The sequence below is a fragment of the Duganella callida genome, assembly GCF_004614165.1.
Taxonomy (GTDB): Bacteria; Pseudomonadota; Gammaproteobacteria; order Burkholderiales; family Burkholderiaceae_D; genus Rugamonas; species Rugamonas callida.
On record NZ_SPVG01000156.1, the window covers coordinates 24494 to 39408 of the forward strand.

14 protein-coding genes are annotated in these 14915 nt (G+C 64.5%); 9 read left to right on the forward strand and 5 right to left on the reverse strand.

Annotated elements, in window-relative coordinates; translation table 11 throughout:
* Positions 1–67: 67 nt before the first annotated feature.
* From E4L98_RS15275 to E4L98_RS15285, 3 genes are all read right to left on the reverse strand, one after another.
* A complete protein-coding gene (locus E4L98_RS15275) occupies positions 68–1345 on the reverse strand; it encodes a ComEC/Rec2 family competence protein (RefSeq protein ID WP_135202414.1) in 1278 nt (425 codons plus the stop codon).
* Positions 1346–1354: 9 nt separating this feature from the next.
* Complete coding sequence (locus tag E4L98_RS15280; protein ID WP_135202415.1) at positions 1355–3097, reverse strand: gluzincin family metallopeptidase; 1743 nt, start codon at positions 3095–3097, stop codon at positions 1355–1357.
* A 130-nt stretch (positions 3098–3227) separates the two neighbouring features.
* Positions 3228–4055 (reverse strand): IclR family transcriptional regulator domain-containing protein, encoded by an 828-nt coding sequence (locus tag E4L98_RS15285; RefSeq protein ID WP_135202416.1) that lies wholly within the window; start codon positions 4053–4055, stop codon positions 3228–3230.
* 106 nt (positions 4056–4161) lie between these two features.
* Here E4L98_RS15285 and E4L98_RS15290 point away from each other — a divergent pair, with 106 nt between their 5' ends.
* The 7 genes from E4L98_RS15290 to E4L98_RS15320 all read left to right on the forward strand — a co-directional run bounded on the left by E4L98_RS15290 (position 4162) and on the right by E4L98_RS15320 (position 11452).
* Positions 4162–4827, forward strand: coding sequence for a 3-oxoacid CoA-transferase subunit A (locus E4L98_RS15290; protein WP_135202417.1), 666 nt, complete (start codon positions 4162–4164; stop codon positions 4825–4827).
* Positions 4824–5474 carry a CoA transferase subunit B gene (locus E4L98_RS15295; RefSeq protein WP_135202418.1) on the forward strand — a complete coding sequence of 217 codons (651 nt, stop codon included), beginning with the start codon at positions 4824–4826 and terminating at the stop codon, positions 5472–5474. The genes E4L98_RS15290 and E4L98_RS15295 overlap by 4 nt, the downstream gene beginning before the upstream one ends.
* Positions 5471–6688 (forward strand): 3-oxoadipyl-CoA thiolase, encoded by a 1218-nt coding sequence (gene pcaF, locus E4L98_RS15300; RefSeq protein WP_135202419.1) that lies wholly within the window; start codon positions 5471–5473, stop codon positions 6686–6688. The genes E4L98_RS15295 and pcaF overlap by 4 nt, the downstream gene beginning before the upstream one ends.
* Before the next feature lie 54 nt (positions 6689–6742).
* Complete coding sequence (locus tag E4L98_RS15305; RefSeq protein ID WP_135202420.1) at positions 6743–7405, forward strand: response regulator; 663 nt, start codon at positions 6743–6745, stop codon at positions 7403–7405.
* A complete protein-coding gene (locus tag E4L98_RS15310; protein WP_135202421.1) occupies positions 7402–8682 on the forward strand; it encodes an ATP-binding protein in 1281 nt (426 codons plus the stop codon). The genes E4L98_RS15305 and E4L98_RS15310 overlap by 4 nt, the downstream gene beginning before the upstream one ends.
* A 57-nt stretch (positions 8683–8739) precedes the next feature.
* Complete coding sequence (locus tag E4L98_RS15315; RefSeq protein WP_135202422.1) at positions 8740–10341, forward strand: glycosyltransferase family 39 protein; 1602 nt, start codon at positions 8740–8742, stop codon at positions 10339–10341.
* 70 nt (positions 10342–10411) lie between these two features.
* On the forward strand, positions 10412–11452 hold the full coding sequence (locus E4L98_RS15320) for a bifunctional UDP-4-keto-pentose/UDP-xylose synthase (protein WP_135202423.1): 1041 nt from the start codon (positions 10412–10414) through the stop codon (positions 11450–11452).
* Between the two features lies 1 nt (position 11453).
* On the opposite strand, the gene E4L98_RS15325 is transcribed toward E4L98_RS15320, so the two are convergent.
* Positions 11454–12362 (reverse strand): site-specific integrase, encoded by a 909-nt coding sequence (locus E4L98_RS15325; RefSeq protein WP_135202424.1) that lies wholly within the window; start codon positions 12360–12362, stop codon positions 11454–11456.
* Positions 12363–12491: 129 nt separating this feature from the next.
* Between E4L98_RS15325 and E4L98_RS15330 the strand changes: the two genes are divergently transcribed.
* Together E4L98_RS15330 and E4L98_RS15335 are read left to right on the forward strand one after the other, a co-directional pair.
* Positions 12492–13544 (forward strand): DNA-binding protein, encoded by a 1053-nt coding sequence (locus E4L98_RS15330; protein ID WP_135202425.1) that lies wholly within the window; start codon positions 12492–12494, stop codon positions 13542–13544.
* Complete coding sequence (locus E4L98_RS15335) at positions 13541–14296, forward strand: class I SAM-dependent methyltransferase (protein ID WP_135202426.1); 756 nt, start codon at positions 13541–13543, stop codon at positions 14294–14296. Before E4L98_RS15330 ends, E4L98_RS15335 begins: the two co-directional genes overlap by 4 nt.
* Here the strand turns inward: E4L98_RS15335 and E4L98_RS30720 are convergent.
* Positions 14283–14909, reverse strand: a complete 627-nt coding sequence (locus E4L98_RS30720; protein WP_135202427.1) for a PEP-CTERM sorting domain-containing protein — start codon at positions 14907–14909, stop codon at positions 14283–14285. The two genes, E4L98_RS15335 and E4L98_RS30720, sit on opposite strands and share 14 nt — an antisense overlap.
* Positions 14910–14915 lie beyond the last annotated feature (6 nt).

Genomic DNA, 14915 nt, shown 5'->3' on the forward strand with positions numbered 1-14915 from the left:
TTTGTAGCGGAGATTAGCGTGCGCCGAGTAATTCCACTGTGCGCTGGCGCTCATAGCGCCGGCGGCTTCAGAGCGGAATCTCGATCTGGTCGAACAGTTTGTCGTGCGCCATCAGGTGGGTGCTGTGCAGGTCGGTGTGGGCGCCGAGTTCATTGAGGAGCGTGGTGCGCGGCACTTCGGTGCCGGCTTCCACGCTGCCATGCTTGTCGGGGCGGGTGGAGAGCACGGTGGTCATGCGGCCCTTGCGGCTTTTCGGCCCTTTTTTGCTGAACGCGTTCCACATCGAGCGCGGCGTGGCATTCAGGCTGCCGTGGTGCCCGACCTTGTACACGTCCACGCTTTCCAGCAGCTTCCTGGTTTTCGGCTGACTCAAGGCGTATTGCCAGTTCTCGATCTGGCCGTCGCCGGGGAACAGGATCTTCTTGTTGGCGGTTTCGAACAGCAGGATCACGCTGGTGTTGTTCATCTGCTTGTCCAACGCCCGCACGATGGCCAGAAACTGTTCGCCGCGCGCTTGGCGCAGTCGGCTTGCCAGCCAGCGCACGCCCAGCGGCAGCTTGCCGCCGCGTGCCGCCACCTGCGACGGAAATGCCGGCCGGGCTTTGGCTGCGGTCGAAGCGTCGGCGTCAGCCTTCACGCGGCGCAGCTGGAACTGCCAGAACTCATCGGGGTCGCGGCTGCGCTGCCTGCTGATGCTTCCGGTCTGCTCCAGCGTCGGCGGCCCGAGGACATGGATGGTCACGCCCGGCAGAGTCTTCTCCAGTCCCGATTTGGCGCCGTGGTAGACATAGCGCTGCTCGCCGCCCATCGTTGACAGATTCAGCACCGCCGATTTGTTGGAAAGATTGTCTTCGCCGATGAAGCGCAACTGCGATTTGAGCGCTTCCGTCAGGCCCGGCGGCCCGCCATTCACGAAGCCGACCGCTTTTTCCGCCACCTGGTGCATGGATTGCAGCGCCGCCCTGAATCCGGCCTGCGGCGATGGAGCGCGCGCATCGACCGCCAGGTCCAGTTCTTCGGTCCACGGCTGCACCACGACCTTGGGCTGCAGTTTGCGGATGATGTCGCCCGGCGCCGTGCCGCCGGGATTGGTGGCGAATCCGCTGATATGGTCGGCGTGGCGGTGGGTGGCCACCACCGCATCCAGCCTGCCGCCGCAGGTGGCGGCGACATGCCTGGCGATGCGGGTCAGCTGGTCGGCGGCGGTGTCCTCGGGCAGGCCGGTGGTGCCGAAATCGATCAGGATATGCCGCATGCCGGACGGGTAGCCGAAGCGCAGCAGGAAGCAGTCGCCGAAGCCGACCTGGTAGGCGAAGATGGTCAGCGTGGTGGGGACATTCGCCATGAGAGTCTCCTACATCATCGCGCGCTTGCGGTGGATGTCCGCAAACTGGTTGCGCGCGTCGGGAGCTGTGCCCAGCTGACCGCTGCGCCACAGATAATCGAGCCGCGCGGACTGGCGCTCGGCGTCGTCCAACCGGTGTTCGATGTGGTATTTGATGCGGCCGAACTGGTCGAGCACAATGATGCCGCCGCCATAGGCGGTAATCGGCTGGGTCGGCGGCATGCCGGCGGGCCGCTCGATGCCGATGCTGGACCTGGCTTCGGCGCCGAAGATCTCGAACACCTGTACATACTCGCAGATGGTCTCGCGCAGGAAAAAGCCGTCCGGCCCCTGGCGCACGCTGGGCTGGACCGAGCGGACGCGCAGGTAGCCGCGTTCGTCGATCCTGAGCACGCGGCGGTTCTCCCAGATGAAGCGGAACACTTCCTCTTTGTCGTACAACATGCTGTCGGCATGGTTGCGCTGGTAGACAATGGCGGCGTCCTGGCTGAACGGCAGCCAGCAGCCGCTGGCCGCATCCGTGCCCCGGGATGGCGGCCGGATGCCGTAACCGGCGAAGCTGTCCTTCAGCAGCTGGCGGTAGGCGTAGCGCGTGTCGTCCGGCGCCACTTCGGCGTCGGCGGTCAGCAGCCCGGCCAGATAGGCGCTGAACGTCAGGTCCACCGGCGGGCAGTAGTCGAGCGCGCGTATCGCCATGGTCAGCAGATGCGAGGCGGCGCGCGCCCCTTCATCGATCACCATGTCAAGGTTGTAGCTGCGGCGCGGGAAAGTACCGAGTGCAGCGATGCGGCCGCACCACATGGCGACAAAGCCGCGCAGCATGGCGGCCGCAAACAGTTCGCCGCGCGCGTGCGCATCCTGATAAGCGTCGGACTGCAGCAGACCGGGGTCCGGCGCAATGCGTGCCGAGCGGCGCAGACAATCGGCCCGCGCGCCTTCCTCATCCATGCTGGCACCGAATTCCTTGCCCAGGCCAAGCAGCATGGAATCGAGGATGGCGTCCTGGCCGACGCGGGCGGCGGGGATCAGCCGTATCCGGTTGTCGGTCCGCACCGGACGGCCACCGGTCAGCGCCAGTTCCACCGCCTTGGGCAGCGAAAATACCGACAGCAGCGCAACCACATCGGCAAAGCCTTCGTGAAACGCCGCCTGATCGGGCGTGGAGGGCGTCGAGTAGCTATCGCGGACGCCATCCAGCAGCGCGTGCGTGGTCTCGTGCGCGACGATATCGTGGGACAGACAGGTGAACACGCGGCGTCGGGTTTTGTGCGAATCGAAGTAGCCGAAGAACAGCGCCTTGTCGCGCTCCGAATAGAAGGCGTTGGCCTCCATGAAGGCGTGCGGCGCCACGTGCAACTGATGGCCCTCGAAGCCCCAGGCCACGCGGCGGCCCAGCGCGAACTCGAAGATGCCCAGCGTGCGCATGACGATGGCGTAGACGTTCTGCGCATGGAAAGCGGGATCGGCGAGCAGGCTGTTTTCCCACGCCTTTCTGGCGCGCGCATCGTTGTCGGCGCCGCTGTAGGCATAGCGGTCTCGCGGCACGCCGGCGGTGTCGGGCGGCGGCTGGAACGGCGAGTAGAGCACCTCGGCGCTGGCGTCGAAGTCGGCCACCTTGACGCGGTAGCCGACCGGCCCCGGCGCCAGGTCTTCGTAGGCCAACTCGACCTGCTCAAATACCAGCCTGCCGGCGATCCGCACGTGCGGATCCTGCACCAGCATGGTCATTTTCCGGGTATTGAAGCGTGTCATGCCACCCTCGCAGAAGTTTGCATAGATAGCAATATGCAAACTACATCATCGCAAATTATTCAGATGGCGGGGTTGGTGATGACACAAAAGCGACGCAAATAAAAGCATTGCATTCCGGCCGCGATGTGCATCAGGGCAGCAGAACGGCCAATTCCTGCGCGCTGCGTTGCAGTACGGGAAGGAACTCGTCACGCAGCCGTTCGACACTGATGCGCGCGGCCTGGGTGCCGACGTTGAGCGCGGCCACCACCGCGCCGGAGGCGCCACGCACCGGTACCGCGATCGAGCGCAGGCCGATTTCCAGTTCCTCGTCGTTGATGGCGTAGCCGTCACGGCGCACCTGCCGCAGCACCTCGTGCAGCCGCTGCTTGTCGACGATGGTATTCGGCGTCATCGGGCGCAGGCTGACGCGGGCCAGGTAGGCATCCAGTTCGGCATCCGGCAGGTGCGACAGCATCACGCGGCCCAGCGACGTGCAGTAGGCCGGCAGGCGACTGCCGGTGTTCAACGCCACCGACATCACACGGGAGGTGGCGGAGCGGGCCACGTACAGCACCTCGTCTTCTTCCAGCACCGCCAGCGAGCTCGATTCGTTGAGCGCGCGACTGATGTTGTTCAGATAAGGCTGGGCCGACACGGTCAGCGGCGTCGAAGAAAGGTAGGAGTAGCCCAGGGTCAGGACCTTGGGCCGCAGCGAGAAGTTATTCAGTTCGGCGTCAACGTAGCCCAGTTCGCGCAGGGTGTGCAGGCAGCGGCGCACCGCCGCGCGCGGGATGCCGGTCTTCTGGCTGATGCCGGCGATGGTCTGCGGCTGGCGCGCATCGCTGAACGCCTGCAGCACGGCCAGGCCGCGCGCGAGCGAGGTCATGAAGCTTGGATCGGTCAGGGCGTCGATCTGTTCGGAGATGGTGGGCGCGCGTTCCGGCTCCCCGACGGGGTGGCTTGTAATTTTGGACATGGCGTGATTTTAGTCGGTTTTGCTTGACCCGTGAGGGTGCGCGGCCTACACTGAGCGTTCGATAATCAATTACATGTTCGATTATCGCACAATTTGAAGGGCAACCATGATAGACAAAACTTATGCTACGCTGGAGCGGGCGGTGGCCGACATCCACGACGGCGCCACCGTCATGATCGGCGGCTTCGGCAACGCCGGCATGCCGTCCGCGCTGATCGACGCCCTGATCGCGCAGGGCGCGCGCGACCTCACCATCGTCAACAACAACGCCGGCAATGGCGAAACCGGGCTGGCGGCGCTGCTCAAGGCGAGGCGCGTGCGCAAGATCATCTGTTCGTTTCCGCGCCAGGCCGATTCGCATCATTTCGATGCGCTGTACCGCGCCGGCGAGATTGAACTGGAACTGACGCCACAAGGGAATCTGGCGGAGCGCATCCGCGCCGCCGGCGCCGGCATCGGCGGCTTCTTCACGCCGACCGGTTACGGCACGCAGCTGGCCGAGGGCAAGGAGACGCGCCTGATCGACGGCCGCCACTACGTGCTGGAATCGCCCATCCATGCCGATTTCGCGCTGATCAAGGCACTGCGCGGCGACCGATGGGGCAATCTGGTCTACCGCAAGACGGCGCGCAACTTCGGCCCCATCATGGCCATGGCCGCCAGGACCACCATCGCACAGGTGCAGCAGGTGGTGGCGCTGGGCGAACTCGATCCGGAAGCGATCGTCACGCCTGGCATTTTCGTACAGCGCGTGGTGAGGGAGGCAGCATGAGTAACCGTTACAGCCGCGAGCAGATGGCCGCGCGCGTGGCGCAGGACATTCCCGAAGGCGCCTACGTCAATCTGGGCATCGGCCTGCCGACCAAGGTTGCCAACTATCTGCCAGCCGACCGCGAGGTATTTCTGCACAGCGAGAACGGCCTGCTGGGCATGGGGCCGGCGCCGGCGCCCGGCGAGGAAGATGAAGACCTGATCAACGCCGGCAAGCAGCCGGTAACGCTGCTGACCGGCGGCGCCTTCTTCCATCATGCCGATTCGTTCGCGATGATGCGCGGCGGTCATCTGGATGTGTGCGTGCTGGGCGCCTTTCAGGTGTCGTCCGCTGGCGATCTGGCCAACTGGCATACGGGCGCGCCGGATGCGATACCGGCCGTCGGCGGCGCCATGGACCTGGCGCTGGGCGCCAAGCAGGTGTTCGTGATGATGGAACATCAGACCAAGACCGGCGAAAGCAAGATCGTCGAAGCGTGTACCTATCCGCTCACGGCGATGGCGTGCGTCAGCCGCATTTATACCGACATGGCCGTGCTGGACGTGACACGCGATGGCCTGGCCGTACGCGAAATGGCACCCGGCCTCACGTTCGACGAACTGCAGGCCGCGACCGCGGCGCCTCTAATCAAAGGAAACGCACCATGAAGGACGCATTTATCTGTGACGCCATCCGCACGCCGATCGGCCGCTATGGCGGCGCGCTGAAAGACATCCGCGCGGACGACCTGGGCGCGGTACCGCTGCGCGCGCTGATGGAGCGCAATCCCGGCGTTCAGTGGAACCAGGTGGACGATGTGATCTACGGCTGCGCCAATCAGGCCGGCGAAGACAACCGCAACGTGGCGCGCATGTCGCTGCTGCTGGCCGGTCTGCCGCAGGAGGTGCCCGGCACCACCATCAACCGCCTGTGCGGCTCCGGCATGGATGCGGTGGGCACGGCGGCGCGCGCGATTCAGGCTGGCCAGGCCGAATTGATCATCGCCGGCGGCGTGGAGTCGATGACCCGCGCGCCCTACGTCATGGGCAAAGCCGACAGCGCATTTTCTCGCGCGGCGAAAATCGAAGACACCACCATGGGCTGGCGCTTCGTAAACGCTGCACTGCAGGCAGCCTACGGCACCGACACCATGCCGGAGACGGCCGAAAACGTGGCGCAGGACTACCGGATCAGCCGCGCGGATCAGGATGCGTTCGCGCTGGCGAGCCAGAACAAGGCTGCGGCGGCGATTGCGCACGGCATCTTCACGCAGGAGATCGTGCCGGTCGAGCTTCCGCAGAACCGCCGCGCCAAGACGCCCGGCGAACCGCCGCTGTTCGCGCAAGATGAGCATCCGCGCGCGACCTCGCTGGAAGCGCTGGCCAGGCTGAAAGGCGTAGTGCGCGCCGACGGCACGGTCACCGCCGGCAATGCCTCCGGCATCAACGATGGCGCTTGCGCACTGCTGATTGCCAACGGTGACGCGGCCAGCCGCCACGGGCTGAAGCCGTTGGCCCGCGTGGTCGGCATGGCGACGGCCGGCGTAGCGCCACGTGTGATGGGCATCGGCCCGGTGCCGGCGGTGCGCAAGCTGCTGCGCCAGACCGGCCTGACGCTGGAGCAAATGGATCTGATCGAACTGAATGAAGCCTTCGCCGCGCAAGGGTTGGCCGTGCTGCGCGAACTCGGTCTGCGCGACGACGATCCGCGTGTGAATCCGAACGGCGGCGCCATCGCGCTGGGGCATCCGCTGGGCATGAGCGGCGCGCGCCTGGTCACCACCGCGGCTTACCAGTTGCAGCGCTGCGGCGGCCGCTATGCGCTGTGCACCATGTGCATCGGCGTGGGCCAGGGCATTGCATTGATCATCGAGAGGGTATAACCGGGATACCCGCCAGCCCGTATAATTGCGCTACTTTGTTCAGGAGAGCATGTAATGCGGCTGTTGCTGGTGGAAGACGACCCGATGATAGGCGAAAGCATCGAGGACGGCCTGCGTGGCGAGAACTACGCGGTCGACCGCGTGCGCGACGGCCACGCCGCCGATCTGGCGCTGAGCAGCGTCAATTACGACCTGCTGTTGCTGGATCTGGGTCTGCCGCGCAAGCAGGGCATGGACGTGCTGCGCACGCTGCGCGCGCGCGGCCAGGACTTGCCGGTGCTGATCATCACGGCCCGCGACGGCATCGCGGCCAGGGTCGAAGGCCTGGACAGCGGCGCCGACGATTATCTGGTCAAGCCCTTCGACCTGGAAGAACTGCTGGCGCGCATCCGCGCCCTGCTGCGCCGGCGTGTGGCCCGGACGCAGTCTTTCATATCTCACGGCCCCCTGACACTGGACCTGGCCAGTCACGAGGTGCGCTTCGAGGGCCAGCCGGTCAAGCTCTCGGCGCGCGAGTTTTCCATTCTGCGCGCCTTGCTGGACAATCCGGGCGGTGTGGTATCGAAACGCCAGCTGGAGGAAAAGCTCTATGGCTGGAACGCCGAGATCGAAAGCAACACGGTGGACGTTTATGTGCACCGCTTGCGCAAAAAATTCGGCACCGATTTCATCACGACGGTGCGCGGGGTCGGCTACAAAGTGGCGGCCACGTCGTGAGGACCATCCGCCAGCAATTGATGATCGGTTTGCTGGGCGCCACGCTGGCCTGCGTGGTGGGCGCCGGCGCCATGCTGTATCGCTCGCTGCTGACCGAGACCAAGGAGCTGGCCGACCTGCAACTGCGTCAGCTCGCCGGCGCCCAGCCGGGAGAGGTCAAGGGCAGCCACGATCCGGAGGAAGCGTTTGTGCTGCAGACGTGGGACGCCAGCGGCGAGCGGCGCTACGAGGCCGCCGCGCCGGATTTGCCGCATCTGCCGCGGTATGACGCACAGGGCTACCGGGATGCGCAGGTGAATGGCGCCGTCTGGCGCATCTACGGCACCAGCGCGGCGGGACGCTACACGCAGGTGAGCCAGCCGCATGACGCGCGCCATGTTCTGGCGGCGCACATGGCCTTGCGCGCCGGCGCGCCGTTGCTGCTGATCGCCGTGCTGTTTTCCGGCTTGGTGATGCTGATCGTGCGACGCGCGCTGCGGCCGCTGCTGCGTCTGGAGCAGGCGGTGGCGGGGCAATCGCCCACCGCACTGCGCCCGCTCGATCCCGAGGCGACTGCTCCGGATCTGCGTCCGGTGGTGGAAGCGCTGAATGGCCTGATGGACAAGTTCGAGGAAGCCATGGCGGCTCAGCGCACCTTTATCGCCGACGCGGCCCATGAATTGCGCTCGCCGCTGACGGCGCTCAAGCTGCAGCTGCAACTGGTCGAGCGGGCCGACGGCGCCGAGGCGCGCGCGCTGGCGCTGGCCAGACTGCACGAACGGCTGGATCGGGGCAGCCACCTGGTGCATCAGCTGCTCAGCCTCGCGCGTCAGGAGTCGGGCACGGGGCCGGCGCAATGGAAGCCGATCGACCTCAATGAGCTGCTGGGAAGCGTGGTGGCCGATCATTCCGCCCTGGCCGACAGCCGCGGCATCGACCTCGGGGTGGAAAGCGCGCAAGCCATTGTGCTGCACGCGGACGGCGACGGCATGCGCGTCATGCTGAACAACCTGGTGGACAATGCGCTGCGTTATATCCAGGCGGGAGGTCGGGTCGATCTGCTGGCCGGCAGGGAGGATGGCCGCATCTATGTGCAGGTGCGCGACAATGGCCCGGGCGTCGCGCCAGAACACCGCGAACGCTTGTTCGACCGCTTCTTCCGCCCGGACGGCAATGAAGCCTGGGGTTCCGGGCTGGGCCTGTCCATCGTCCGCAGCATCGCCGACCGGCACCATGCGGTGGTCCGGCTGGGCGAGGGCGAACAAGGCCGGGGATTCATCGTCACGGTGCTGTTTTAATGCGGCGTTAATGTAGGAAGGCATAGACTGCGCCGGTTCTTCCTTCACCGCGCCTTTATGTCCAGGACCTGCCGCTACACGCTGATCGCCGTTTTCATCCTCGCTTCCCTGCTTGTCCTGCATGTCCGCACCCTGGTGCCGCCCGATGAAGGCCGTTATGCCGAGATGGCCCGCGAAATGTTTTTCAGCGGCGACTGGATCACCACGCGGCTGAACGGCATCAAATACTTTGAAAAGCCACCCCTGCATACCTGGATGAGCGCCTTGTCGTTCGCGGCATTCGGCGTCGGTGAATGGCAGGCGCGCTTGTGGAACGGCGTCTGCGGCATTGCCGGGGTGCTGTTGGTCGGCTACACCGGCAGCCGCGTCTTCTCGCGCACGGCGGGGTTGTATGCGGCGGCAATCCTCGCTTCCATGGTGTTCTGGTCGGCCGGCTCGCAATTCAACACGCTCGACATCGGCGTGGCCGCGACCATGTGCATATCGCTGTGCGCACTGCTGCTCGCCCAGCGGGATGATGCGGCTCCCGCGCAACGCCGCAACTGGATGCTGGCCTGCTGGGCGGGCATGGCGCTGTCGCTGCTGGCCAAGGGCCTGATCGGCCTTGCGCTGCCCGGCGCGGTACTGGTTCTGTATGCGCTGCTGTCCGGCGACCGCGCGATAGCACGTCGTCTGCACCCCTGGACTGGCGGCGCGCTGTTCCTGGCGATTGCACTGCCATGGTTCTTGCTGGTCGCGGCGCGCAACCCCGAACAGCCGCAGTTCTTTTTCATACATGAGCATTGGGACCGGTTCTTCCTCAAGACCCACCATCGCGAGGGGCCATGGTATTACTTCCTGGTGTTGCTGGCGCCGGCGACGATGCCCTGGCTGCCGCTGCTGCCGGCGGGATTGATAGCTGCGCGGCGGCGCGTGCAGGGCCAGTTTCAGCCCCGGATGCTGCTGCTGATCTGGGTGCTGTTTATCCTGTTCTTTTTCAGTTATTCGAGTTCCAAGCTGCCAGGCTACATGCTGCCGGTGTTCCCGGCATTGGCTTTGCTGGCTGGCCTTTGTCTCGAGCAGGCATCCACGCGCCTGGCATGTGCACCGCCCATGCTGCTTGCGGCCGCCGGTGCAGCCGGCATGGCCACTGTGCCCGCGTCGCCGCTGGATGGGCGTTTGCTGATGGCGGCGTGCGGCGTCGCGGTGGTCGGCGGACTGGCCGGCTGGCTGATGGTAAGGCAGGGCAGGCGCGCTGCGATGGTGCTGGTGGTCGCGGCAGGTGCGTGGGCCATGACCCAGTTCGCCATGGCGTCCTACGAACCTCTCGGCAGGCGCCAGGCCGGCCTCGATCTGGCGCTGGAGGTACGGCCAGAGCTGGCTGCCGATACGCCCGTGTATTCAGTCGGTGCGTACGAACAGTCGCTGACCTTCTACCTGGGGCATACCGTCATCCCTGTGGCATATACCGACGAACTGGGCTTCGGTCTGACGCGGGAACCGGAGCGCGGCATCGCCTCATTGTCGGCATTCTCGCAGTTGTGGCGTCGAGCGGCGGCGAACGGCAGCCCCCAGTTTGCGATCATCCGGGCCGACCTGTATGAGACGCTGCGTGCCGATGGACTGCCGATGCGGGTGCGGGCCAGAAATGAGCGGGTGGTGCTGGTTTCGAGCCGCTGAATTTTAATGCGCCTTTAATGAAAGCCGTGGCACCATCGCCGGTTTGACTTAACAGCTATCCGGTGCATTCATGAAGAAAGTCCTCATCCTCGGCGTCAACGGCTTTATCGGCCATCACCTGTCCAAGCGCATTCTCGCCACCACGGACTGGCATGTGTACGGTATGGACATGAACACCGATCGCATCAGCGATCTGCTGGCGCACGAGCGCATGCACTTCTTCGAAGGCGACATCACCGTCAACAAGGAGTGGGTCGAGTACCACGTCAAGAAGTGCGATGTGATCCTGCCGCTGGTGGCCATCGCCACGCCGTCGACCTACGTCAAGGCGCCGTTGCGCGTGTTCGAACTGGACTTCGAGGCCAACCTGCCGATCGTGCGCTCGGCCGCCAAATACGGCAAGCACCTGGTGTTCCCGTCGACCTCGGAAGTGTACGGCATGTGCCACGATGAAGAGTTCGATCCGGAAAACTCGGAACTGATCTGCGGCCCGATCAACAAGCCGCGCTGGATCTATTCCAACGCCAAGCAGCTGATGGACCGCGTGATCTGGGGCTACGGCATGGAAGGCCTGAACTTCACCCTGTTCCGTCCATTCAACTGGATCGGCGCCGGCCTGGATTCGATCCACACGCCGAAGGAGGGTTCCTCGCGCGTGGTGACGCAGTTCTTCGGCCATATCGTGCGCGGCGAGAACATCTCGCTGGTGGACGGCGGCCACCAGAAGCGCGCCTTCACCGACATCGACGACGGCATCGACGCGCTGATGAAGATCATCGAAAACAAGAACGGCGCCGCCACCGGCAAGATCTACAACATCGGCAACCCGGTCAACAATTACTCGATCCGCGAACTGGCCGACATGATGATGGCGCTGGCGCCGCAATATCCCGAGTACGCCGATGGCGCCGCCAAGGTCAGGATCGTCGAGACCACCTCGGGCGCCTACTACGGCGACGGCTACCAGGACGTCAAGAACCGCGTGCCGAAGATCACCAACACCTGCGAAGAACTGGGCTGGAAACCGACCACCAGCATGGCCGACGCGCTGAAGAAGATCTTCGACGCCTACCGCGGCCAGGTCGCCGAGGCGCGGGCGCTGGTCAGCTGAATCAGATCGCCGGCAGGGATTTGAACGGGTCGGCCGCTTCCACGTAGCGCATGGCGGAGTGGACGTCGCGCCAGCCGACGTACTCCATCAAGGTTTTCAAATCCCAGCCGCTGGAACTGGCCCAGTTGGCGAAGCCGCGCCGCAGCGAATGGCTGCTGTATTCATCGGCGAACGGCACCGCTGCGGCGCTGAACACGGCGCGCAGCAACGGCACCAGGCTGTTGATGTGCAACCCGACCGGGCTGACATTGCCCCAGCGGTCCACGCCGCGAAACACGGGACCATCCCGCAACCCCGCCGCCCCGACCCAGTCCAGATAAGCATCGACGGGGCAGAGGCTGGCCAGTGCCGGCGCCTTGAAGGTTTTGCCGCGGGCCTGTCGATCGCCCTTGGAATAGGGCAGGAAGCAGGTCATGCCTTTACCGGCAACCGCCTGGACATGCTCGACACGCAACCGCGTCAGCTCATCGCCGCGAAATCCGCGCCAGAAACCCAATAGCAACAAGGCTTTGTCGCGAAGGTGGCGCAGCTTTGCGGCCGGTTCCGCACCTGCCGCTGCCGCATCGAGCCAATTCACCACCGCACGCAACTGCTCCAGTTGGAGCGGACGCGCCTGCTTTTCCTGCGCGGGATGCAGCGTCCTGATCCCCTTGAGCACCTTGCGCACCAGCGGCGACTTGGTGGGATCGGCAAAACCCTGGTCTGCATGCCATTGCGCCAGCGCCGCCAGGCGCTGCTGCAGCGTATTGATGGCCAGCGTGTCGGCGTAATGCGCGAGATAACTGGCGATGCTGTCCGCCGTCGCCGGCAAAAATCCGCCCCATTCCACTTCAAAATGGCGCACCGCGCCCTGATAACTGCGCCGGGTATTCGCCCGTTCGGAAGCGTGGAGGTAGCGTTCTATGGTCATAGCAGGGCTCACATGCGATAAGCTGACATTATCACATTAGAGAAAATAGGCCAAATAGCAAACACAACCCAGAAGTTTTAGTACATAATTACGTGGTATGTAATTTAGTACGATATTAGAGGAGCGATAATGGCCAGAACGGGACTGTATAAATCGGACGTCAAAAAGGCACGGGACAGCCTGCTGGCGCAGTCACAATACCCTTCCGTTGACGCCGTTCGGGTCGCGCTCGGCAATACCGGTTCCAAGACCACCATCCACAAATATCTGAAGGAACTGGAGGAAGAGGAGGGGGCCGGTGCGCGCAAGGCCACCATCAGCGATGCGCTGCAGGATCTGGTTGAACGTCTCGCCAGCCGCTTGCAGGAGGAGGCCGATCAGCGCGTTGCCGAAACCCTTGAAGCGCTCGCACTCAGGGAGCAGGAGTTCCTGCAGACGAAGCGGCAGTTGGAACAGGCGTTGCATGCCGCGCGTGAGTCTTCCGCCGCGCTGGAATCCCGCTTGCACGCGGAAGCCGCCGCCCACGCCCAGACCCGCGACAAACACCAGGCGGAGACTGTCGCCCGTCACACGGCCGAACAGCAAGTGGCCGACCTGAAGGACCGCCTGGCCGAAAACGAACAACACCGCAACTCTCTGGAAGAAAAGCACATCCACGCCCGCAATGCGCTTGAACACTATCGCCAGTCGGTGAAGGACCAGCGCGACCAGGACCAGCGCCGGCATGAGCAACAGGTCCAGCAGGTGCAGGCGGAACTGCGGCAGCAGCAGCTGGCTGCGGCGGCAAAACAAGGTGAGGTCACCAAACTGAACCAGGAAGCGGCGAAGCTGCTGTCCGAGCTGGCGCACACCAAACAGTCGCTGTACGAACAGCTCACGCACGGCCGCAAGCTGGAGCAGAAAGTCGAACAGTTGCAGTCCTTGCAGGTGCATGCCAGCAACATCGAACGCCAGTTGGCGGGTAAGATGGCTGAAGTGGAACTGCTTTCCGAACAACTCGCCCAGGCAAATACCCAGCTCGAACCCGCCAGAGCGCGTGCACGCGAACTGGAAATCCTGTTGGCAGAAGCCCAGGCCAGAGCCGAGGCGCAACAGCAGATTGGCGATCAGCTGCGCGGCTATCTCGACAAATTTGCACAATTGGAGCGCGAAGATCCGCAACCACGCAAGAGGACCAAATGAGCCAAAAGAACTGGTTTGACCAGGGTGGCAGCGCATATGCGCGCTTCCGGCCCGAATATCCGCCCGAGCTGGCGGCGTACCTCGCCTCTGTCGCGCCCGACGCGCAACTGGCCGCCGACGTCGGCTGCGGCAACGGCCAATTGACCCGCTTGCTGGCGCCGCATTTCGACCAGGTGATCGGCCTCGATCCCAGTGCCGACCAGATCGCCAATGCCGCACCGGATCAACGCATCGATTATCGCTGCGCGCCGGCCGAGCAATTGCCACTGGACGATCATGGCGTCAGCCTGATCACGGTCGCGCAGGCGGCGCACTGGTTCGACCTGCCGGCGTTTTATCGCGAGGCCCGTCGGATCGCCAAGTCCGGCGCCGTACTGGCCTTGATCAGTTATGGCGTGCTGAGGCCGGAACCCGTGCTGCGGCCCCGTTTCCAGCAATTTTACGATGACGAAATCGGCCCATACTGGCCGCCCGAGCGCAGGCTGGTCGACAGCGGCTACGCCACCATCGACTTTCCGTTTGACGAATTTCAGGCGCCGGCGTTCGAGATCCGCGCGGAATGGGACTTGCCGCAATTCCTGGGCTACATCCAGACCTGGTCGGCTTTCCGCAGCGCGCGCGAAGCCGGCAAGCAGGCGTTGCTGATGACATTCGCGAACGACGCGGCGCGGCTTTGGGGCTTACCGGAGACCCGGCGAGCCTTTTCCTGGCCGATCAACATGCGCATCGGCCGTCTGATTACACCGGCTTAGTCCTGGAGCGGCGGCGCGCGACCAGACCGAGAAGGCCCAGACCGGCGCCCAGCATGGCATATGTTTCCGGTTCCGGCACGGAGGCGACCTGGATGTTGACATCGGGCGCGAAGTCGGCCAGCCGTCCGGTGCCGGCCACGCGGCTGTCGATCGACCAGACCGTCCAGGTGTAATCCTTGAACGCCAGACCGGTGGAGGAGGGCAGCAGCGCGGCGGACACGGTGGCGGTGATATCTTTGCCGGAGATGTGGGCGGCAACCGCATTGCTGCCGATACTGCCGGTGCCGTCCGAGCGCAGTATCACGGTCGAGTTGAACACCACGCCCGGCAGCCCGATCGCGGAGAACGGCCGGTTGGTGGCGCCGCCCACATCCAGCCCGAAGACATAGGCCGCGCCGGGCACGCCGGCAATGTCGCCGGCCGCGGAGGTGCTGAACACGAATTCATTGGTGGCGGCGTTGTAGCTGACATCGGCCGACAGCACGTCGAAGGCGGCATTGGTGCTGCCGGTGTAGACCGGGAGGAAGTCGTTGGCGGGATCGGTAACGGCGTAGGCATTGGCTGCGGCGGCGATGCCGGCAACGGCGATGGCCTTCAGTAGGATTTTTTTCATGTCATT

Bases quoted from the DNA above. Each gene is read 5' to 3' on its own strand.
- E4L98_RS15275 (WP_135202414.1), bottom strand. From the start codon at position 1,345: ATGGCGAATGTCCCCACCACGCTGACCATCTTCGCCTACCAGGTCGGC.
- E4L98_RS15280 (WP_135202415.1), bottom strand. From the start codon at position 3,097: ATGACACGCTTCAATACCCGGAAAATGACCATGCTGGTGCAGGATCCG.
- E4L98_RS15285 (WP_135202416.1), bottom strand. From the start codon at position 4,055: ATGTCCAAAATTACAAGCCACCCCGTCGGGGAGCCGGAACGCGCGCCC.
- E4L98_RS15290 (WP_135202417.1), top strand. From the start codon at position 4,162: ATGATAGACAAAACTTATGCTACGCTGGAGCGGGCGGTGGCCGACATC.
- E4L98_RS15295 (WP_135202418.1), top strand. From the start codon at position 4,824: ATGAGTAACCGTTACAGCCGCGAGCAGATGGCCGCGCGCGTGGCGCAG.
- pcaF (WP_135202419.1), top strand. From the start codon at position 5,471: ATGAAGGACGCATTTATCTGTGACGCCATCCGCACGCCGATCGGCCGC.
- E4L98_RS15305 (WP_135202420.1), top strand. From the start codon at position 6,743: ATGCGGCTGTTGCTGGTGGAAGACGACCCGATGATAGGCGAAAGCATC.
- E4L98_RS15315 (WP_135202422.1), top strand. From the start codon at position 8,740: ATGTCCAGGACCTGCCGCTACACGCTGATCGCCGTTTTCATCCTCGCT.
- E4L98_RS15320 (WP_135202423.1), top strand. From the start codon at position 10,412: ATGAAGAAAGTCCTCATCCTCGGCGTCAACGGCTTTATCGGCCATCAC.
- E4L98_RS15325 (WP_135202424.1), bottom strand. From the start codon at position 12,362: ATGACCATAGAACGCTACCTCCACGCTTCCGAACGGGCGAATACCCGG.
- E4L98_RS15330 (WP_135202425.1), top strand. From the start codon at position 12,492: ATGGCCAGAACGGGACTGTATAAATCGGACGTCAAAAAGGCACGGGAC.
- E4L98_RS15335 (WP_135202426.1), top strand. From the start codon at position 13,541: ATGAGCCAAAAGAACTGGTTTGACCAGGGTGGCAGCGCATATGCGCGC.
- E4L98_RS30720 (WP_135202427.1), bottom strand. From the start codon at position 14,909: ATGAAAAAAATCCTACTGAAGGCCATCGCCGTTGCCGGCATCGCCGCC.